Annotated in this window: 17 protein-coding genes; 9 read left to right on the forward strand and 8 right to left on the reverse strand. The window is 70.8% G+C overall.

All coding sequences use genetic code 11. The features are described 5' to 3' along the window. The first annotated feature begins 100 nt into the window (after window positions 1–100). The 7 genes from BBA86_RS12620 to BBA86_RS12650 all read left to right on the forward strand — a co-directional run bounded on the left by BBA86_RS12620 (window position 101) and on the right by BBA86_RS12650 (window position 7,531). Window positions 101–409 (forward strand): GNAT family N-acetyltransferase, encoded by a 309-nt coding sequence (locus BBA86_RS12620; protein WP_065571872.1) that lies wholly within the window; start codon window positions 101–103, stop codon window positions 407–409. Between the two features lie 3 nt (window positions 410–412). Next, window positions 413–1,387 carry a pirin family protein gene (locus BBA86_RS12625; RefSeq protein ID WP_065571873.1) on the forward strand — a complete coding sequence of 325 codons (975 nt, stop codon included), beginning with the start codon at window positions 413–415 and terminating at the stop codon, window positions 1,385–1,387. Window positions 1,388–1,435: 48 nt separating this feature from the next. Next, window positions 1,436–1,990: an ECF transporter S component gene (locus tag BBA86_RS12630; RefSeq protein ID WP_065571874.1), complete on the forward strand. Its 555-nt coding sequence runs from the start codon at window positions 1,436–1,438 to the stop codon at window positions 1,988–1,990. A gap of 1 nt (window position 1,991) precedes the next feature. Then, window positions 1,992–3,785 (forward strand): ABC transporter ATP-binding protein, encoded by a 1,794-nt coding sequence (locus BBA86_RS12635; RefSeq protein ID WP_065571875.1) that lies wholly within the window; start codon window positions 1,992–1,994, stop codon window positions 3,783–3,785. Beyond that, on the forward strand, window positions 3,782–4,576 hold the full coding sequence (locus tag BBA86_RS12640; RefSeq protein ID WP_065571876.1) for an energy-coupling factor transporter transmembrane component T: 795 nt from the start codon (window positions 3,782–3,784) through the stop codon (window positions 4,574–4,576). Before BBA86_RS12635 ends, BBA86_RS12640 begins: the two co-directional genes overlap by 4 nt. Window positions 4,577–4,719: 143 nt before the next feature. Further along, window positions 4,720–6,264, forward strand: coding sequence for an APC family permease (locus BBA86_RS12645; RefSeq protein WP_065571877.1), 1,545 nt, complete (start codon window positions 4,720–4,722; stop codon window positions 6,262–6,264). 22 nt (window positions 6,265–6,286) lie between these two features. Further along, a complete protein-coding gene (locus BBA86_RS12650) occupies window positions 6,287–7,531 on the forward strand; it encodes a saccharopine dehydrogenase family protein (RefSeq protein WP_065571878.1) in 1,245 nt (414 codons plus the stop codon). A 73-nt stretch (window positions 7,532–7,604) separates the two neighbouring features. Here BBA86_RS12650 and iolG read toward each other — a convergent pair whose 3' ends face one another. From iolG to iolC, 7 genes are read right to left on the reverse strand one after another with little or no spacing between them, the layout of a single operon-like run. Further along, window positions 7,605–8,615, reverse strand: a complete 1,011-nt coding sequence (gene iolG / locus BBA86_RS12655; protein WP_065571879.1) for an inositol 2-dehydrogenase — start codon at window positions 8,613–8,615, stop codon at window positions 7,605–7,607. Between the two features lie 30 nt (window positions 8,616–8,645). Further along, complete coding sequence (locus tag BBA86_RS12660; RefSeq protein ID WP_065571880.1) at window positions 8,646–9,563, reverse strand: sugar phosphate isomerase/epimerase family protein; 918 nt, start codon at window positions 9,561–9,563, stop codon at window positions 8,646–8,648. Further along, window positions 9,560–11,485: a 3D-(3,5/4)-trihydroxycyclohexane-1,2-dione acylhydrolase (decyclizing) gene (gene iolD, locus BBA86_RS12665; protein ID WP_065571881.1), complete on the reverse strand. Its 1,926-nt coding sequence runs from the start codon at window positions 11,483–11,485 to the stop codon at window positions 9,560–9,562. Before iolD ends, BBA86_RS12660 begins: the two co-directional genes overlap by 4 nt. Next, entirely contained in the window at window positions 11,485–12,393 is a 909-nt protein-coding gene (iolB, locus tag BBA86_RS12670) for a 5-deoxy-glucuronate isomerase (protein WP_065571882.1), read from the reverse strand. Before iolB ends, iolD begins: the two co-directional genes overlap by 1 nt. Window positions 12,394–12,432: 39 nt before the next feature. Continuing rightward, the gene (locus tag BBA86_RS12675) at window positions 12,433–13,974 is read right to left on the reverse strand and encodes a CoA-acylating methylmalonate-semialdehyde dehydrogenase (protein ID WP_065571883.1); all 1,542 of its coding nucleotides are present in this window, start codon (window positions 13,972–13,974) and stop codon (window positions 12,433–12,435) included. Beyond that, window positions 13,971–14,888, reverse strand: coding sequence for a deoxyribose-phosphate aldolase (locus BBA86_RS12680; protein WP_065571884.1), 918 nt, complete (start codon window positions 14,886–14,888; stop codon window positions 13,971–13,973). Before BBA86_RS12680 ends, BBA86_RS12675 begins: the two co-directional genes overlap by 4 nt. Next, window positions 14,885–15,847, reverse strand: coding sequence for a 5-dehydro-2-deoxygluconokinase (iolC, locus tag BBA86_RS12685; RefSeq protein WP_065571885.1), 963 nt, complete (start codon window positions 15,845–15,847; stop codon window positions 14,885–14,887). Before iolC ends, BBA86_RS12680 begins: the two co-directional genes overlap by 4 nt. Before the next feature lie 152 nt (window positions 15,848–15,999). On the opposite strand from iolC, the gene BBA86_RS12690 reads away from it, so the two are divergent. Next, the gene (locus tag BBA86_RS12690; RefSeq protein ID WP_083199587.1) at window positions 16,000–16,761 is read left to right on the forward strand and encodes a GntR family transcriptional regulator; all 762 of its coding nucleotides are present in this window, start codon (window positions 16,000–16,002) and stop codon (window positions 16,759–16,761) included. A gap of 95 nt (window positions 16,762–16,856) precedes the next feature. On the opposite strand, the gene BBA86_RS12695 is transcribed toward BBA86_RS12690, so the two are convergent. Then, window positions 16,857–18,020, reverse strand: coding sequence for an acyl-CoA dehydrogenase family protein (locus BBA86_RS12695; RefSeq protein ID WP_065571887.1), 1,164 nt, complete (start codon window positions 18,018–18,020; stop codon window positions 16,857–16,859). Between the two features lie 195 nt (window positions 18,021–18,215). Here BBA86_RS12695 and BBA86_RS12700 point away from each other — a divergent pair, with 195 nt between their 5' ends. Then, window positions 18,216–19,079, forward strand: a complete 864-nt coding sequence (locus BBA86_RS12700; RefSeq protein WP_065572308.1) for an AraC family transcriptional regulator — start codon at window positions 18,216–18,218, stop codon at window positions 19,077–19,079. Window positions 19,080–19,081 lie beyond the last annotated feature (2 nt).

Consider the following 19,081-nt stretch of genomic DNA (forward strand, 5'->3'; position numbering starts at 1 on the left):
CGCGGCCCGTGCGACGAACGGCGCGGTTCCCGGTTGTCCAGTCCTGGCGAGGAGGTACTCGCCGCACATACGGTTGACCCACACGACAGAGGGAGTCCCCGTGGCACACGACGCCGCACCGACGGTCACGCGCAACGACGAGAAGAACCGCTACGAGATCCACGTCGACGGAGCGGTGGCCGGCTACACGCTCTTCACGACCGACGACGCGGGCCGCACCGTGATGCCCCACACCAAGGTCGACCCGGCGTACAAGGGCCAGGGCCTCGGTTCGACCCTCGTCGCGGACGCCCTGTCGGACCTCGCCCGCCGTGGCGACGAGGTCGTGCCGCAGTGCCCGTTCGTCGCGGGCTACCTCGCCGAGCACGAGGTCCCCGGCCTCGCGGTCGCCTCGCCCGACGCGGAGTGAGGAATGACCCGCCTCGACGCCGACCCGACCGAGACCGTCGACGCCCCGGCATCCTGTGACGGCCCCCGAGCGCTCCTGCTGACGGCGCGCGAGGTTCCGCTCGGGGGCGTCCGCGGCATGCAGGTGCACCGCGCCCTGCCGCAGCGCGAGCTGCCGATGGTCGGCGCGTGGTGCTTCCTCGACCGGTTCGGGCCGCAGGTGACGACCATGCGCGTCGAACCGCACCCGCACATCGGGCTGCAGACGGTCACGTGGCCGTTCGCCGGCGAGACCCGCCACCGCGACACGATCGGCTCCGACGTCGTCATCAAGCGCGGGCAGCTGAACATCATGACCAGCGGCGCAGGCATCGCCCATTCCGAGTACTCGATGGGCGACGAGCCCACCGTCACCGACGCCCTCCAGCTCTGGGTCGCGCTCCCCGAGTCCCGCCGCCACGGCGGCCCCGACTTCGAGCGACACACCGACCTGCCCGTCGTGGACCTGGGCGATGGGGCGGCGGCCGTCGTCGTGGTCGGCGAGCTCGCCGGCATCCCCTCTCCTGCCACCATGTACACGCCGATCGTCGGCGCGGAGGTGTTCATCCCCGGCGGGACCCGCGTGCGGATACCGCTGAACCCCGCGTGGGAGCACGCCCTCGTCGGAGTCGACGGCTCCCCCGTCGTCCACGCCGCCGATGAGGAGTCGGTGACGCTCGGCGACCACGACCTGCTCTATCTCGGCCTCGCGCGCGACGTCATCGAGGTCGAGGCGCCGACCGACGTCACCGTGTTCGTGCTCGGCGGCGAGCCCTTCGAGAGCGACATCGTCATGTGGTGGAACTTCGTCGGCCGCAGCCACGACGAGATCGTCGCCGCACGCGAGGAGTGGGAGGCGGATTCGCCGCGCTTCGGGCACGTCGTCACCCACGGCGACGAACGGATCCCCGCACCGCCGCTGCCGACCGTGCGCCTCACGAAACGTCGCCGGCGGCTCTAGCCCTTTTGCACGGCCGGGCCCGGTCCGGCCGCGGATAGCCTTGGATCCGTGGCCCGAACCCCCTTCCTCTCCACACGCGTCCTGCTCGTGTGCGCGGCGCTCGGGGTCGCCACGGGGCTGCTCGGCGGCGTCGCCGGGGCCGTCACACCCGTCGTCCTCGCGGTGGCGCCGTGGGCGTACGGACTCGTCCTCGGCTCGCACGTGCTGCCCGGGATCATCGCGCAGCAGGTGTTCCGGATGCCGCTCGTCGCCCTCACGACGCACGTCCTGGCCGCGCTCGTCGCCAGCGCCGTCAACCCGGCGTGGATCTGGCGCTTCGTCGGAACGGCGCTGCTGTTCGGCGCGATCCAGGAGGGCGTGGCCGCCCTCACCCGCTATCGCTCGTGGGGAGCGTGGCGCTTCTTCGCCGCGGCGCTCGTCATCGGCGTCCTCGTCGCCGCCGTCGTCTTCGCGGCCGCCGACCTCGGCAAGCTCGCCGTGTGGGCCCAGATCGCCTACCTGGTCATCGCCCTCGCCGGCCCGATCCTCTGGACGGCCGCGGGACTCGCCCTCGGCGAGCGCCTGCGCCGGGCGGGCGTCGCCCGCGGAGTCAGGACCGGCTGACGTGACCGACGACCCGGCGCCGCTGCTGCATCTGCGGGGCGTCGCGATCACCCATGACGGAGCGGATGCCGCAGCCCCGGCATCCGCCTCGTTCGACGTCCGCCCGGGTGAGGTCGTTCTGCTGCTGGGTCCGAGCGGATCGGGCAAGTCGACACTCGCGCTCGCGACCAACGGGCTGATCCCGCAGGCCGTGCCGGCGCGGCTCGAGGGCACCGTCGCGGTGCGCGGCCTGTCGACCCGCGAGACGCCGGTCGCAACCCTCGCCCGTCACGTCGGTATGGTGTTCCAGGATCCCGACGCGCAGTTGGTGACCGGGAGCGTCTTCGACGAGGTCGCCTTCGGCCCCGAGAACCTGCGGATGCCGGGAGCCGATGTCCTCGCTCGCACCGAGCAGGCACTGCGTCGAGTCGGACTGTGGGACAGACGCACGGAGAACCCCGACCGACTGTCGGGCGGCGGCAAGCAGCGGCTCGCGATCGCCTGCGCGCTCGCGATGGGGTCCGAGCTGCTCGTCCTGGACGAGCCGACCGCCAACCTCGACCCGGCCGGCATCGAGGCCGTCTACGAGGCGCTCGCGCTCGTCGCGACCGAGGGACGCTCGATCCTGCTCGTCGAGCACAATCTCGACGCTGCGGTCGAGATGGCCGACCGGGTCGTCGTGCTCGACGCCGAGGGGTGCACGATCGCCGACGGCGGCGTCGACGAGGTGCTCCGCGAGCGTGCCGACGAGCTCGATGCCCTCGGCGTCTGGCTGCCCGTCTCGACGATGGCCGCGCTCGCGCTGCGACGGGCGGGCTGGGACCTGCCGCGGCTGCCGCTCACCCCGGCGGAACTGACCGTGTCGCTCGAGGCTGCCGAGGCGCCGATGCCGTATTCAGTCTCCGCCGAAGAAGAGGATGCGACGTCCGCGGTCGTTCCGCCGAACGCCGGCAGCTTCACACGCCACGCCGAGTCCTCGAGACTGAATACCGAACAGTCGGCGAGGGAAGACCACCCGGCGGTCGAGGTGCGCGGTCTGACGCTCCGGCGCGGGCGGCGGACGGTGCTGCACGACGTCGACCTGACGATCGGGGCGGGCGAGTTCGTCGCCGTCGTCGGCGCGAACGGCGCCGGCAAGACGACGCTCGTGCAGGCGGTCGCCGGCGTTCTCACCCCGCCCCGCGGCACCGTGCGAGTCGACGGTGCGGACCCCGCGACCATCGCGCTCCGCGACCTGTCGCGGCGGATCGGCTTCGTCTTCCAGAACCCCGAGCACCAGTTCATCGCCCACACGGTGTTCGACGAGCTCGCCCACGGCCTGCGCGGTCGCGGACTCGACCCGGACGAGATCCGCGCCCGCACCACCGACATGCTCACCCGTTTCGGCCTCGAGGCGAAGGCCGACGTGCACCCGTTCCTGCTCTCGGGCGGCCAGAAGCGGCGCCTCTCCGTCGGCACGGCGCTCATCGCCGGGGCCCCCGTGCTGGCCCTCGACGAGCCGACCTTTGGGCAGGATCGCGCCCGGGCCGACGACCTGCTGCGGCTGCTCCGCGATCTGAACGACGCGGGTACGACGGTCATCGTCGTCACGCACGACATGCAGCTGGTCGCCGAGTACGCCGAGCGCACCGTCGTCGTGCACGACGGTCGGATCCGAGCGGATGCCGCGACCCGCGACGTCTTCGCGGATGAGGCCCTGCTCCACGAGGCGGGGCTGCGGCGCCCGCCTCTGCAACAGGCGCTGCGGGGCGTCATCCGGCATCCGCAGCTCGCGGGGATCACCGCTCTCCGCGATCTCGCCGGGGGACGCGGATGACCCTCGACCCCTACGCGGACGGGCCGCCTGGCTTCCTCGCTCGCACCTCGCCCCTCGCGAAGCTCGCCGCGCCGCTCCCCGCGATGATCGTGCTCGTCGTCGCGCGCGACCTCGTCACGCCGCTCGTGTTCCTCGCGCTCGCGTACCTGCTGATCATCGTCGGCAGGCGGATGTCGGGGCGCGTCGCCGCGCTGCTGTTCCTCGGCATCCCGATCGGCGCGGTGATCATGGGTCTCGCGCTCGGGCTGTGGGTCGATGCGGGGCTCGTCGACGACACCCCCGCCGTCCTCCGGATCGGCGCGTGGACCCTGCACGCCGGCGCGATCGAGGCGGGTCTCGCGACGGGCGCGCGGCTCGCCGCGATCCTCGCGCTCGGCCTGATCGCGGGCCTCACGACGACGGGGCCCGACCTCGTCCGCGCGGCGGTGCAGCAGCTGCGCGTGCCGTACCGCATCGGGTACGCGGCACTCGCGGCGATCCGCTTCGTGCCCAGATTCGGCTACGAGCTCGAGCTGATCCGTCAGGCGCATCGCGTGCGGGGCGCCCACGGCGGGCGCGGGCCCGTCGCCGCGGTCGCACGCTGGTCCGGGTACGTCGTGCCGTTGCTGGCCGGGGCGATCCGGCACGCGGAACGCGTCGCGCTGGCGATGGATGCCCGAGCGTTCGGCGCGCACCCCGATCGCACCGAGCGGCACCTGCTGCCGTGGCGCCGGCGCGACACCGTCTTCGTCGTGGCGTTCTGGGCCGTGTCTGCGGTGGTGCTCGCGGCTCTGTTCCCCTGGGGGCTCTGACCGCCCCCGACCGCCTGAAATCAGGTCTCGTGCGGCGCGGAACTCCGGTGCTACTGTGAGGCACCCTTCCCGCGAGGCCGGCACTCCCGAGGTCACCGGTCGCACCCCGCGCGGGGCCGGTTCGCGTTTCTGAGGAGGCCCGCGTGACCACGACACCCGTTCACCTGACCCGGCCGGACGGCAAGGGTCTCGCCGCCGGCACGCTCGGCCTCTGGGGGTCGACCGTCATCGGTCTCGCCTCGACGGCGCCGGCCTACTCGCTCGTCGCGACGCTCGGTTACGTGGTCATCGCCGTCGGCGCGCAGGCGCCGATCGCGTTCGTCATCGCCTTCATCCCGATGCTGCTCATCGCCTTCGCCTACCGCGAGCTCAACAACGCCGTCCCGGACTGCGGCACGGCGTTCACGTGGGCGACGAAGGCGTTCGGCCCGTGGGTCGGCTGGATGGGCGGCTGGGGCGTCGCGATCGCCGGCATGATCGTGCTCGCCAACCTCGCTCAGGTCGGGTCGGTGTACTTCTGGGCGCTCCTCGGGCAGGAGTTCGAGGAGCAGAACGACTGGCGCATCATCCTCGTCGCCGTCCTCTTCATCGCCGCGATGACCTGGATCTCGTGGCGCGGCGTGGAGATCGGCGAGCGCATCCAGAACGTGCTGCTCGGCATCCAGTACCTCGCCCTCATCGTCTTCGTGATCGCCGCGCTCACGCAGTTCTTCACCGGCGGTGCGCCAGATGCGACGCCTTTCAGCTGGGAGTGGCTCAACCCGTTCGCCTTCGGCGACTGGGACGGTTTCGTCCAGGCGATCCTGCTGGCGATCTTCATCTACTGGGGCTGGGACACCTGCCTCGCCCTCAACGAGGAGACGAAGGACCCGAAGCGCATCCCCGGACTCGCCGCCCTGCTCACCTGCGTCCTCCTGCTCGTCACGTACGTCTCGGTCACGATCGCGGCGATGATGTACGCGGGCCTCGGCGAAGAGGGCGGCGGGCTCGGCAACCCCGAGAACGCCGACGACTTCTTCCTCGGCATCCGCGACGGACTGCTGGGGCCGTGGGGCTGGCTGCTGGTGGTCGCCGTGCTGATCTCGGCGGTCTCGTCGACGCAGACGACGATCCTCCCGACCGCCCGCGGCACCCTCGCGATGGGCGTCTACCGGGCCCTGCCCGCCAAGTTCAAAGACGTCCACCCCGACTACCGGACCCCGTCGTTCTCGACGCTCGTCATGGGTGTCGTCGCGATCGTCTACTACGTCGTGATGACGACGATCAGCGACGCGATCCTGCAGGACACGATCCTCTCCCTCGGCCTGGCGATCGCCTTCTACTACGCCATCACGGGGTATGCGTGCGTCTGGTACTTCCGGGCCGACCTCTTCCGCTCCGCCCGCGACTTCTTCTTCAAGGGACTGTTCCCCCTCATCGGCGCACTCATGCTGACGTACGCGTTCATCCAGTCGGCGATCGACATGCTCGCGCCCGACTACAGCTACTACGGCACGCTGCTCGGGGTCGGCTCGACGTTCGTGGTCGGCATCGGCGCGCTCGCGCTGGGCGCGGTCCTCATGGTCGTCTGGTTCTTCTTCCCCCGGGCCAAGCGCTTCTTCCGCGGCGAGAGCCTCAACCGCGACACCCCCGTCCTCGTCCCCGACGACACGAGCTCCCTCCCCCGTTCGATCGACGGCGGCATCTGACCGCCCGAAAGGAACCCTCCGCATGCGCATCCTCATCATCGGCGCGGGCGGTGTCGGCAGTGCTGCCGCCCGCATCCTCCGCCGCCGCGACTTCTACGAGGCCGTCGTCATCGCCGACTACGACCCGGCCCGCCCGCAGGCGCTCGTGGACGAGCTCGGCGACGAGCGGTTCGCCGCCGCGCAGGTGGATGCCTCGAGCGCCGAGTCCGTGGCATCCCTCATCCGCGAGCACTCCGCGACCCACGTGCTGAACGCCGTCGACCCGCGGTTCGTCATGCCGATCTTCGACGGCGCGTTCGAGGCCGGGGCGACGTACCTCGACATGGCCATGAGCCTGTCGCAGCGGCATCCGGAGCGCCCGTACGAGGAGGTGGGCGTCAAGCTCGGCGACGCGCAGTTCGCGAAGGAGCAGGAGTGGACGGATGCCGGGCGTCTGGCGCTCGTCGGGATCGGCGTCGAGCCGGGCCTGTCGGACGTGTTCGCCCGGTACGCGGAGGACGAGCTGTTCGACGAGATCGACGAGCTGGGCGTCCGCGACGGGGCGAACCTCGTCGTCGCGGGCTACGACTTCGCGCCGTCGTTCTCGATCTGGACGACGATCGAGGAGTGCTTGAACCCGCCCGTGATCTACGAGGAGGGGAAGGGGTGGTACGTCACCGAGCCGTTCAGCGAGCCGGAGGTGTTCGACTTCCCCGACGGGATCGGACCGGTCGAGTGCGTCAACGTCGAGCACGAGGAGGTGCTCCTCATGCCGCGGTGGACGAAAGCGAAGCGGGTGACGTTCAAGTACGGCCTCGGCGATGAGTTCATCGAGGTGCTGAAAGTTCTGAACAAGCTCGGCCTCGACAAGACCGACCCGCTGACCGTGAAGGGGGTGCAGGTCTCGCCGCGCGACGTCGTGGCGGCGGCCCTTCCCGACCCCGCCACGATCGGCGACAGGATGAGCGGCAAGACGTGCGCCGGCGTGTGGGTGACGGGCACCGGCAAGGACGGGCAGGCGCGCTCGACGTACCTGTACCACGTGGCCGACAACGAGCAGACGATGCGCGAGGACAACTCGCAAGCCGTCGTCTGGCAGACGGCGATCAACCCCGTGATCGCGCTCGAGCTGCTCGCCCGCGGCACCTGGTCGGGCACGGGCGTGCTCGGTCCCGAGGCATTCGACGCGAAGCCGTTCCTCGAGCTGCTCGCCGCACCGAAGCCCGAGGGCTACGGCTCGCCGTGGGGTATGCGGGAGCAGCCGCATCCCGTACCGTCCGAGGCCTGAACGACGGCGAGGTCCCGATCCGGCCGGGAAACGGGCGCGCATACCCGGCCCGATCGGGACTTCGAGGCCGGTGTCAGCTCAGGTCGACGGCGACCGACACGCCCTCGGTCGCCGAGCGCTGCGCGGCGTCGGCGAGCAGCAGCGCTGCGCGGCCGTCGTCGAACGTCGGGCTCGCTGACTCCTCGCCGCGCACGAGCTTCAGGAACTCGGCGAGCTCGGCCCGGTACGAGGGGGTGTAGCGGGTGACCATGGATGCCTCGAACGGCGCACCGGCCGCGACGCCGTGCGCGTTGGACAGGCTCACGAGGCTCGTGCCCTGGTTGGCGACGGTGAGGTCTCCCTCGCTGCCGTAAGCCTCGATGCGCTGGTCGTAGCCTGTCGTGCTGTGGCGCGAGTTCACGATGGTGACGAGCGCACCCGAGGCGGACTTGAGGATCGCGGTCGTCGTGTCGAAGTCGCCGTGCTCGCGGGCGCCGTCGTCGAAGGTCGTCGTGCCGAAGGCGGTGACCTCCACGATGTCGGGCAGAAAGTAGCGCGCCATGTCGAAGTCGTGGATCGTCATGTCGCGGAAGATGCCGCCTGAGACGGCGACGTACGAGGCCGGGGGCGCCGAGGGGTCGCGGCTGATGATCGTCAGCTGCTCGAGCCGGCCGATCTCGCCCGCGGCGACGCGGTCGCGGGCGGTGCGGAAGCCGGGGTCGAAGCGCCGGTTGAACCCGAGCGCGACGGGAACGCCGGCCGCGACGACGACGGGGCGCAATGCCTCGACGCGGGCGATGTCGAGGTCGATCGGCTTCTCGCAGAGGACCGGGATGCCGGCTTCCACCGCGGCGCGGATCAGGTCGACGTGCGTGGGGGTCGGCGAGGCGACGAGCACGGCGTCGACCTCGCCCGAGGCGAACACCTCGGCGGGATCGGTCGTGGTCTTCCCGCCATACTGGGCGGCGAGGCGCTCGGCACCGTCGATGAACGGGTCGGCGATCCACGCCAGCTCGGCATCGGGTGAGGCGGCGATGCTCGCGGCGTGCACCTGGCCGATGCGTCCGGAGCCGAAGAGTCCGAAGCGGACGGGAGTGGCGGTCATGTCGTTCCTGTTCGTCGAGGGGGTTCGGGGTCAGACCCAGGCGCGCAGGGCGTCGCGGTTGGTGACCTGATCGATGGAGCGGGCGGTGACGAAGGCGTCGAGGGCGACGTCGGGGCCGTTGAGCACGTCCTGCTCGACGACGACCCAGCCCTCGTACCCGCGGGCGTCGAGGGCGGTCATGACGGCGGCGAGGTCGATGTCGCCCTGACCGAAGGCGACGAACGAGCCGCCCGACCAGACCTCCGGCATCCCGCCCCCGGCGGCGAGCACGCGGCCGAGCGCGGCGAGGTCGACGTCCTTGAGGTGCAGGTGGTTGATGCGGTCGCCCCAGCGCTCGACGGCGGCGAGCGGATCGCCGCCCGCGATGAAGAGGTGGCCGGTGTCGAGGGTCAGGTCGACGTCGGTGTCGGCGACGAACCGGTCGATCTCGTCCGGCGACTCGACGAAGGTCCCCGCGTGGTGGTGGAACGTCGGCTCGAAGCCCGCGTCGCGGACGATGCGCGCGGCGCGGGCGACGTTGTCGGTGAGGCGTCCCCAGGCATCCGCGTCGAGCCGGTCGACCTCGGCGCCGCGACCCGGCGCACCACGGCGGAGCGACGACCCGTCATCGGCGAGCGTCGGAAGCGGCAGCGGGCCCGCACCGGCGTCGGCACCCGCCGAGAACTGCCGGAGCGCGGCGCGCAGGTCGGGGAGGGCGGCGGCGAAGGCCTCGTCGTCCGAGAACGGCAGCTGCACCCAGCCGCCCGCGAGCCCGAGACCGAACCGCTCGAGGCGGTCCCGGAGGGCGGCGTCCTCGCCGAGGAAGCCGAGGGGGCCCAGGTCGATGCCGGCGTAGTCGCTCTCGGCGAGGATCTCCATCATCGCGTCGGGCGAGATCGTCTCGGCGCCCTCGGGCGTCAGCTCGAACACGCCGAAGCTGACCGGTGCGCCGGCGACTGTCGCCTTCATGGCCGACCTCCGCCGAGGAGCGGGCGCTGCGCGGCGCGTTCGCCGACGTAGGCCTCGCGGGCCTGCTGCGTGGACTCGATGGTCGAGACCTCCGGAACGGGCACGTCCCACCACCCGGCGCCATCGGGTGCGTAGACGAGCGGATCGCTGTTGATGTGGATGAACGTCGACCGATCGGATGCCTTCGCGGCGGCGACGGCGGCGGTCAGGTTCGCCGCGGCATCCGGTCCTTCGGCGATCTCGACCACATCGAGGCCGTAGCTGCGGGCGTTCATCGCGAGGTCGACGGGGAGGATGTCGCCGCCCTGGAAGTTCTTCGCGGCGGGGTCGTACGTGCGGTACTGCGTGCCGAAGCGCTGCGACCCGACCGTCTCGGAGAGGTGGCCGATCGAGGCGAAGCCGTGGTTCTGGATGAGGACGACGATGATCTTGATGCCCTCGGCGACAGCCGTCACGAGCTCGCTGTTGAGCATCAGGTACGACCCGTCGCCCACCATGACGATGACGTCGCGGTCGTCGCCCGCGGCTTCGAGACCGCGCTTCGCGCCGAGGCCGCCGGCGATCTCGTACCCCATGCACGAGAAGGCGTACTCGACGTGGTAGCCGAGCGGATCACGCACCCGCCACAGCTTGTGGAGGTCGCCGGGGAGGGATCCTGCCGCCTGCACGATGACGTCGCGCGGGTCGGTCGCCGCGTGCACGGCGTGGATGATCTCGGGCTGGCCCGGGCGGTCCGCGCCCGACGGAGCGAACGCGCGGTCGACGATCTCGTCCCACTCCGCCTTCTGCCGGGCGATCCGCTCGGCGTGGTCCGGCGCGACGCGGAAGCCCTCGAGCTCGCGCGCGAGCGCGACGAGCGCTTCGCGGGCGTCGGCGACGACGGGCAGCTCGGAGCCGTGCTTGTAGGCGTCGAAAGCGGCGACGTTGATGTTGACGAAGACGACGTCCGGGTTCTGGAACGCGGTCCGCGACGCGGTGGTGAAGTCGCTGTACCGGGTCCCGATTCCGATGACGACGTCCGCCTCGGCCGCGAGCCGGTTGGCGGCGAGCGAGCCGGTCGCACCGACGCCGCCGAGGTACTGCGGGTGGTCCCAGGCGAGGGAGCCGCCGCCGGCCTGCGTCGTGCCGACCGGGATGCCGGTGGCCTCCACGAAGGCGCGGAGCTGCTCCTCGGCCTCGGAGTAGATGACCCCGCCACCGGCGACGATGAACGGCCGCTGCGCCGAGAGGATCGCGGCGACCGCGCGCTCGAGCGGGCCGCGCTCGGGGAGCGGACGGCGGATGTGCCACTCGCGGTCCTGCAGGAACTCGATCGGCACGTCGAGCGCCTCGGCCTGCACGTCCTCGGGCAGGGCGATCGTGACCGCACCGGTCTCGGCGGGATCGGTGAGGACCCGCATCGCGGCGAGCGCGATGGAGTACAGCTGCTCGGGCCGCTGCACGCGGTCGAAGAACTTCGAGAGCGGGCGGAAGGCGTCGTTGACCGTCAGCCCGATGTCCCACGGCTGCTCGAGCTGCTGGAGCACCGGGTCGGCGACGCGGGTCGCGAACGTGTCGCTCGGCAGGAGCAGCGCGGGAAGTCGGTTGGTCGTCGCGAGAGCCGCTCCCGTGAGCATGTTGGTCGCGCCCGGACCGACGGATGCCGCGGCCGCATACGTGCCGCGGCGGCGATGCATGCGGGCGTAGCCGACGGCCTGATGCACCATCGCCTGCTCGTTTCGCGCCTGGTGGTACGGCATGAGGTCGGGGTCGTGCACGTTCAGCTGCGTGAGCGCCTGCCCGATGCCGGCGACGTTGCCGTGCCCGAAGATCCCGAAGACGCCGGGGATCGTGCGCTCGCGCACGTCGCCGTCGACCGTCCACTGGTGGGCCAGGAACTCGATGAGCGCCTGGCTGACCGTCATCCGCTTCGTCTCTGCCATCAGGATCGGCCTTCCTCGTTCGGGTACGGGAGTCGCGGATCGATCCGCTGATCCGCCCAGGTGTCGCGGACCCACGCGTGCGCGGAGTCGTCGCTGATGAGCCACGCCCGGTCGGGGTCGGGCCCGGCCATGACGTTCAGGTAGTAGAGGTCGTACCCCGGCGCCGCGACGGCGGGGCCGTGGTAGCCGTAGGGCACGAGGGCGATGTCGCCCGTGCGCACCATCGCGTTGATGTCGATCTCGCCGGCGGGTGAGGAGTAGGTGCTGAACATCCCGAACGCGGTGTCGGCGGATGCCGCGGACCCCGCCGCCGGCGCGGACTCGAAGTAGTAGATCTCCTCGAGGCGCGACTCGTGCCCGGGAATGTGTTCGTCGTGCTTGTGGGGCGGGTAAGACGACCAGTTGCCCTCGGGGGTGATCACTTCGCAGACGATGAGGCGGTCGGCATCCAGCGCCTGCGGCGTCCCGAAGTTGTGCACCTGGCGGCTCGACGATCCCGCCCCGCGGAGCTCGACCGGGGTCTCGGCGGCGGCGATGTACCGCCACGGGTGGCGGACGGATGCCGGGGCCTCTGCGACGGCCACGCGGCCGCGTCCCGTGAGCGTCGCCGTCCGTCCGACCGGCAGGTAGAGCACGTCGGTCGGGCCGTCGAAGACCGACCGACGCCCCTGCAACGTCGTTCGTGCACTGTCGTCGCCGTCTGAATGGTCGACCTCGAACGAGCCCGCGAGCGGCACGATGATGCGCTCGACATCGGTCTCGGTGAGCTCCACCCGGTCGCCCGCACCGAGGTCGGCGACACGGATGCCGGTGTGCTGCCAGCCGGGGGTGTCCCGTCCGACGACGCTCTCCCAGCCGCCGTCGGACAACTCGCCGCGGCGGTGGAACCAGGTGTTCTCGATGCTCATCTTCGCGCTCTCGGGGTGCCGCCGCCGGGCGGCGTGCGATCAGGTGTTCTGGGGGAAGCCGAGGTTGATGCCGCCGTGCTCGCCGAGGGCACGCGTGGCGGGGTCGAGCCACCGGCTGGTGATCGCCTTCTCCCGGGTGAAGAAGTCGAACCCGTGGACACCGTACGCTTTCGCGTCGCCGAACAGCGACTTCTTCCAGCCGCCGAACGAGTGGTAGGCGACGGGGACGGGGATCGGCACGTTGATGCCGATCATGCCGACCTGCACCTCGTGCTGGAACCGCCGGGCGGCGCCGCCGTCGTTGGTGAAGATCGCCGTCCCGTTGCCGAACTCGCCCGAGTTGATGAGCGCGAGGCCCTCGTCGTAGCTCTCGACGCGGACGACCGACAGGACCGGCCCGAAGATCTCCTCGGTGTAGGCCCGGGAGGTCGTCGGGACGTGGTCGAGGAGGGTCGGACCGAAGAAGAACCCGTCCTCATGACCGTCGACCGTGAACCCGCGGCCGTCGACGACGACCGTCGCGCCGTCCGCCTCGGCGATGTCGACATAGGAAGCCACCTTGTCGCGGTGGACGTCGGTGATGAGCGGGCCCATGTCGGGCTCGACGCCGTCCTGGCCCGCGCCGTTGCCGATGCGGAGCTTCGCGATCCGCTCGGTCACCTTGGCGATCAGCTCGTCGGCGACGGGCTCCACTGCCAGGACGACGCTGATCGCCATGCACCGCTCGCCCGCCGCGCCGAAGCCGGCGTTGACCGCCTGGTCGGCGACGAGGTCGAGGTCGGCGTCGGGGAGGACGAGCATGTGGTTCTTCGCGCCGCCGAGGGCCTGCACGCGCTTGCCGTTCCGCGACGCGGTCTCGTAGATGTACTGCGCGATCGGCGTCGAGCCGACGAACGAGATCGACTGCACGACCGGGCTGTGGAGCAGCCCGTCGACAGCGAGCTTGTCGCCCTGCAGGACGGTGAAGACACCGGCGGGCAGGCCCGCCTCGGCCCACAGCTCGGCGAGCCAGAGGGCGGCGGACGGGTCCTTCTCGCTGGGCTTGAGGACGACCGCGTTACCGGCCGCGATCGCGATCGGAGCGAACCACAGCGGCACCATGACGGGGAAGTTGAACGGCGAGATGACGCCGACGACGCCGAGGGGCTGCTTGATCGAGTAGACGTCGACGCCGGTCGACGCGTTCTCGGAGTAGGCGCCCTTGATGAGGTGCGGGAACCCGGTCGCGAGCTCGACGACCTCCTGGCCGCGCAGGATCTCGCCCATGGCGTCGGAGACCACCTTGCCGTGCTCGCTCGTGATGAGCTCTGCCAGCTCGCCCTTGCGCGCATTCAGCAGCTCACGGAACGCGAAGAGCACGGTCTGGCGCTTCGCGATCGAGAACGCGGACCACAGCCGGAAGCCGGCGTCGGCCGCAGCGATCGCCTCGTCGATCTCGGCCTGATCGGCCAGAGCGACCTCGGCCTGCACCGCGCCCGTCGCCGGGTTGTAGACGGGAGCCGTCCGGCCGCTCGTCGACGCACGGTGCGAACCGCCGATCCAATGGCCGATGACGCGGGTGCGGGGGGAGGAGGTGCTCATGACGGGTCCTTCGCGAGGAGTGAGGAGTGGACGAGGCCGGCGGCGATGTCGACCGCCGCAGCGGTGTCGCCGTCGGGCGGGTAGAGGAGGGTCCGGCCGACCGTGAGTCCGCGGACGCCGGGAAGCGCCAGCGCATCCTGCCACGAGGCGAACGTCTCGTCGGGGTCGTCGCCGGAGTCGCCGCCCAGGAGCAGCGTCGGCAGCGTCGTGGCCGCCATGACGCGCTCCATGTCGGGCACGACCGGGAGCTTCATCCAGGTGTACGCGCTCGATCCGCCGAGACCCGACGCGATCGCGACCGACAGGACCACGGCATCCGTCGACAGGTCGTTGACGATGCGGCCGTCGCGCCACGTGCTCATGAACGGCTCCAGCATGATCGGGATGCCGGCGCCCGCCGCCGCGGTCACGGCATGCGCCGTCGCCTCGAGGGTCGCCGCCGTCGCCGGGTCGCCCAGGTTGATGCGGACGAGCGCCTTCGCGAAGTCGAGGTTCGCCGAGATCATGGATTTCACGTCGTAGGCGCCGTAGCGGTCGTCCATCTCGAACGAGGCGCCGCGCAGGCCGCCGCGGTTCATCGACCCGACGACGATCTTGCCGTCGAGCAGGCCCAGGGCGGCGAGATCGTCGATGATGTCGGGCGTGCCGAGGACGCCGTCGACACCGGGGCGGCTGAGCGCGATGGCGAGGCGCTCGATCAGCTCGTAGCGGTCGGCCATGGCCGTGGCATCCGACCCGACCGCCAGTGCACCGCGGGCCGGGTGATCCGCGGCGACGATGAACAGGCGACCGTCGCCGGAATCGAGGTGTCTGCGGGTGCGCGTCGCGACGGCGTGACGGATCGCCTCGGGGTCGAAGGCCCGCAGCTCACGCAGACGCGCGAAGGCGGCCTCGCTGATGACTCGGTCGCTCATGCCGCGCTCCCCGCACTCAGGATCGCCTCGACCTCGTCGGCCGTCGGCATCGCCGTCGAACATTCCAACCGCGACGCGACGATGGCGCCGGCCGCGTTCGCGAAGCGCAGGATCCGCTCCAGGTCCCAGCCGAGCAGCAGGCCGTGGCACAGAGCGCCGCCGAACGCGTCGCCCGCACCGAGCCCGTTGACCACGTCGACAGGGTGCGGGGGTGCGACGACGGTCTCGTCACGGGTCTTCGCGAGCACGCCCTCGGGCCCCTGCTTCACGATCGCGAGCTCGACACCGCGCTCGAGCAGGGCGTCGGCGGCCCGCATCGGGTCGGTCTCGCCGACGGCGACCTCGCACTCCTCGCGGTTGCCCACGGCGACCGTCACGTGCTCGAGGGCGGCGGACACCTGCGCACTCGCTTCGGCCGGGTCGGGCCAGAACATGGGCCGGTAGTCGAGGTCGAGGATCGTGTGACGGGCGCGGCCGCGGCGACGCAGGGCGTCGAGGTGGGTGGACCGGCTGGGCTCCTGGCTGAGCCCGGTGACGGTGAGCCAGAAGATGGATGCCTCGGCCAGCACGTCGCCCGGCAGCTGGTCCGGCGTCACCTCGAGGTCGGGAGCCTTCGGCTCGCGGTAGAAGTACAGCGGGAAGTCGTCGGGCGGGAAGATCTCGCAGACGGTCAGCGGCGTCTTGTACGTGGGGTCGACCGCGACGAGAGCGGGATCGACCGAGAGGCGGTCGAGTTCGGCGCGGAGGTATCGGCCGAACGGGTCGTCGCCGACACGGGAGACGAGCGACACGTCATGTCCGTAGCGGGCAGCCGCGACGGCGACGTTCGCGGCGCTGCCGCCGAGGAATTTGCCGAAGGACGAGACCTCTTCGAGTCCCACACCGATCTGCAGCGGGTAGATGTCGACGCCGAGACGTCCGAGCGACAGGACCTCCGGGGCAGCGGCGCGAGAGGTCATCCTGCGGTCGTGTTTCGAGGCGCGAACATGTCCTAACAATATCACATGGATAAATCCGGGGTCCAGGTGTGATGTGCCGTTAGCCTGACACGTGATGTTGTCGGTACAAATGCCGATGACACCCGATATCCATGACAAGGAGTGTGAGGGCTGTGGTCGACGCCGACACCTACTGGCCCGCGGAACTCTTCGCCGACCTGGACCGAACCGGCCCCGTACCGCTGTACTTCCAGGTCTCCAGCCGGCTCGAAGCCGCCATCCACTCCGGCGCGATCCCCGCCGGCGGCCGCCTGGAGAACGAGATCGCGATCGGCCAGCGCCTCGGCCTCTCCCGCCCCACGATCCGCCGCGCGATCCAGGAGCTCGTAGACAAGGGACTGCTCGTCCGGCGCCGGGGCATCGGCACGCAGGTCGTGCAGGGTCAGGTGACGCGAGCGGTCGAACTCACGAGCCTCTACGAGGACCTGAGGAACTCCTCGCACGTTCCCGCGACCCGCGTCCTGGGTCACGAGGTGGTGCCCGCCTCCGAGGTGGTCGCGCAGAGCCTGGGACTGAGCGTCGGCGACGACGTCGTCTTCGTGCGGCGCCAGCGCAGCACCGACGGCGTCCCGGTCGCGGTGCTCGAGAACTACCTGCCGCCCGAATTCGCCGACATCACCCGAGAACAGCTCGAAGCGCACGGGCTGTACGAGATCCTCCGCGCCCGCGGCGTGACGATCCGCGTCGCCAAGCAGAAGATCGGCGCGCGCAGCGCGACGGGCGACGAGGGCGACCTGCTCGACATCGAGTCCGACGGCCCGGTGCTGACGATGGAGCGCGTCGCGTTCGACGACTCCGGCCGCGCGTTCGAGTACGGGCACCACTGCTACCGCCCCGACCTCTACAGCTTCGAGACGACGCTCGTCGCCAAGTAGGCACGCCCCGCCCCGCGCCTGACGCAGCCGAGGTCCCGATCGGGCCGGGAAACGTCGCATCGTTTCCGGCTCGATCGGGACCTCGCGTGTCCGGGTCAGCGCTTGCCGGCGATCCGGCGCGACACGATGTCGCGCATGATCTCGTTCGTCCCGCCGTAGATGCGGTGCACGCGGGCGTCGAGGAAGGCGCGGGCGATCGGGTACTCCATGATGTAGCCGTAGCCGCCGTGCAGCTGGACGCAGGCGTCGAGCACCTCCCACTCGCGCTCGGTCGCCCAGAACTTGACCTGGGCGGCATCCTCGGCCGACAGCTTGTTCTCGCCGTAGAGCGCGATCGCGCGGTCGATGTAGGCCCACATGACGTCGACCGTCGTGACGAGGTCGGCCATGGCGAAGCGCGTGTTCTGGAAGTCGATGATCCGCTGGCCGAATGCCTCGCGGTCTTTCGTGTAGGCGATCGTCCATTCGACACCCGCCTGCGCGGCGGCCGCACCGGCGACACCGATCGACAGGCGCTCGAGCGGCAGGTTCATCATCAGCTGGACGAAGCCCTTGCCCTCCTCACCGCCGATGAGGTTCGCGTCGGGGACGAAGACGTCGGTGAAGCTGAGCTCGGCGGTGTCGTGCCCCTGGAAGCCCATCTTGTGCAGCTTCTTGCCGTGGTCGAACCCGGCCATGTCGGACTCGAGCAGCAGCAGCGAGAACGCGTCGGGCCGGTTGCCCTCCCCCGTCTTCACGAAGACGACGAAGATGTCGGCCGTCGTGCCCGACGAGATGAACGTCTTCGCGCCGTTGACGATGTACCCGCCGTCGGTCTTCTTCGCGGTCGTCGAGATGCCGCGGAGGTCCGACCCCGCGCCGGGCTCGGTCATGGCCAGCGCGCCGAGGACCTCGCCGGTCGCCATCCGAGGGAGCCACTTCTCCTTCTGCTCCTGCGTTCCCATGTGCACGAGGTACGGGACGGCGAGGTCGTCCTGGATGCCGAAAGCGCCGGCGAGCGAGCCCGCACCGGCGCGGATGATCTCCTCGTTGACGACCGTCCGGAAGCGATAGTCCTGCAGCATGCCCGCGCCGCCGAACTCCTCGGGAACGCTCAGGCCGATGACGCCGGCCTCACCCGCCGCGAGCATCGTCGCGCGGTCGATCTCACCCGCGGCATCCCACTGTTCGCGCTTCTCGTTCGTGACGTAGCGCTTGACGAACTCCTTGACGACGTCGCGGAACGCTTCGTGGTCCTCGTCGTAGATGTTCCGCTCCATGCGCGGACCCCCCTTCGTGTCGCGCGACGCTGCGCTCGTGGGCGGCGTCGCCGGCATCCACTGTACGCGCCCCGTGGGATTGAATGCCAGGGTGAGCGCGACTGAGTGCCGCGGCGCGGCATCCGATCGTTCCGGTCCGCAGAAGTCGGGCGTGACCCGGGCGCGAAGATGAGAGTGGATGCCGGAGGAGGAACCGTGATCAGCGCACTGACCCGCGTCGTCGAGCACATCGAGGCGCATCTCGGCGACGAGCTCGACATCGGCGCCGTGGCCCACGAGCACGGCACGACCGAGTACCACCTGCGTCGGATGTTCTCGTCGCTCGCCGGGATGCCGCTGTCGGAGTACGTCCGGCGTCGGCGGATGACGGTCGCGGCGAGCGACCTCGTCGGGTCCGAGGACCTGCTGACGATCGCGGTGCGCTATGGCTACGGCTCGACCGAGGCGTTCGCCCGCGCGTTCCAGGCCGTGCACTGCGCCCCGCCGTCTGCCGTGAGGCGAGACGGCGGCCCCCTCCGCACACAACCGCAGCTCAGGTTCCGCCTGACCGTAGAAGGGAGCAGCCCCATGGACACCCGTATCGTCGACCACCCCGCTTTCCGCCTCATCGGGCACGCCGCACGCGTGCCACTGATCCACCGCGGGGCGAACCCCGCCATCCAGGCGCACATCGCGTCGCTGCCACCCGCCGAACACGCTCGCTTGAAGGGGCTGAGCGATACCGAGCCCGCCGGGCTGCTGCAGGTGAGCGACGGCGTCGACCCCGACTATGCGGAGGGGACCGAGCTGACGTATCTGCACGGGGTCGCGCGCGCCGCGGAAAGCTCCGTGCCGCCGGATCTCGACGTCATCGAGGTCCCCGCGGGCACCTGGGCGGTGTTCCGCTCGAGCGGGGCATACCCCGATGCGCTGCAGACGGTGTGGGCGGCGACGGCGACAGACTGGTTCCCGGCGAACCCGTGGCGGCTGCGCCCCGGGCCGTCGATCGTCTCGGTGCTCGAACGTGCCGATGACTTCTCGACGGCGACGTGCGAACTGTGGCTGCCGGTGGAGCGGTAGCC

It is taken from the genome of Microbacterium oleivorans (assembly GCF_001691565.1).
Taxonomy (GTDB): domain Bacteria; phylum Actinomycetota; class Actinomycetes; order Actinomycetales; family Microbacteriaceae; genus Microbacterium; species Microbacterium oleivorans_B.

What these genes read in the sequence shown, in the direction of transcription:
- BBA86_RS12625 (WP_065571873.1), top strand. Translation starts at nt 413, where the DNA reads ATGACCCGCCTCGACGCCGACCCGACCGAGACCGTCGACGCCCCGGCA.
- BBA86_RS12640 (WP_065571876.1), top strand. Translation starts at nt 3,782, where the DNA reads ATGACCCTCGACCCCTACGCGGACGGGCCGCCTGGCTTCCTCGCTCGC.
- BBA86_RS12650 (WP_065571878.1), top strand. Translation starts at nt 6,287, where the DNA reads ATGCGCATCCTCATCATCGGCGCGGGCGGTGTCGGCAGTGCTGCCGCC.
- iolG (WP_065571879.1), bottom strand. Translation starts at nt 8,615, where the DNA reads ATGACCGCCACTCCCGTCCGCTTCGGACTCTTCGGCTCCGGACGCATC.
- BBA86_RS12660 (WP_065571880.1), bottom strand. Translation starts at nt 9,563, where the DNA reads ATGAAGGCGACAGTCGCCGGCGCACCGGTCAGCTTCGGCGTGTTCGAG.
- iolD (WP_065571881.1), bottom strand. Translation starts at nt 11,485, where the DNA reads ATGGCAGAGACGAAGCGGATGACGGTCAGCCAGGCGCTCATCGAGTTC.
- iolB (WP_065571882.1), bottom strand. Translation starts at nt 12,393, where the DNA reads ATGAGCATCGAGAACACCTGGTTCCACCGCCGCGGCGAGTTGTCCGAC.
- BBA86_RS12675 (WP_065571883.1), bottom strand. Translation starts at nt 13,974, where the DNA reads ATGAGCACCTCCTCCCCCCGCACCCGCGTCATCGGCCATTGGATCGGC.
- BBA86_RS12680 (WP_065571884.1), bottom strand. Translation starts at nt 14,888, where the DNA reads ATGAGCGACCGAGTCATCAGCGAGGCCGCCTTCGCGCGTCTGCGTGAG.
- iolC (WP_065571885.1), bottom strand. Translation starts at nt 15,847, where the DNA reads ATGACCTCTCGCGCCGCTGCCCCGGAGGTCCTGTCGCTCGGACGTCTC.
- BBA86_RS12695 (WP_065571887.1), bottom strand. Translation starts at nt 18,020, where the DNA reads ATGGAGCGGAACATCTACGACGAGGACCACGAAGCGTTCCGCGACGTC.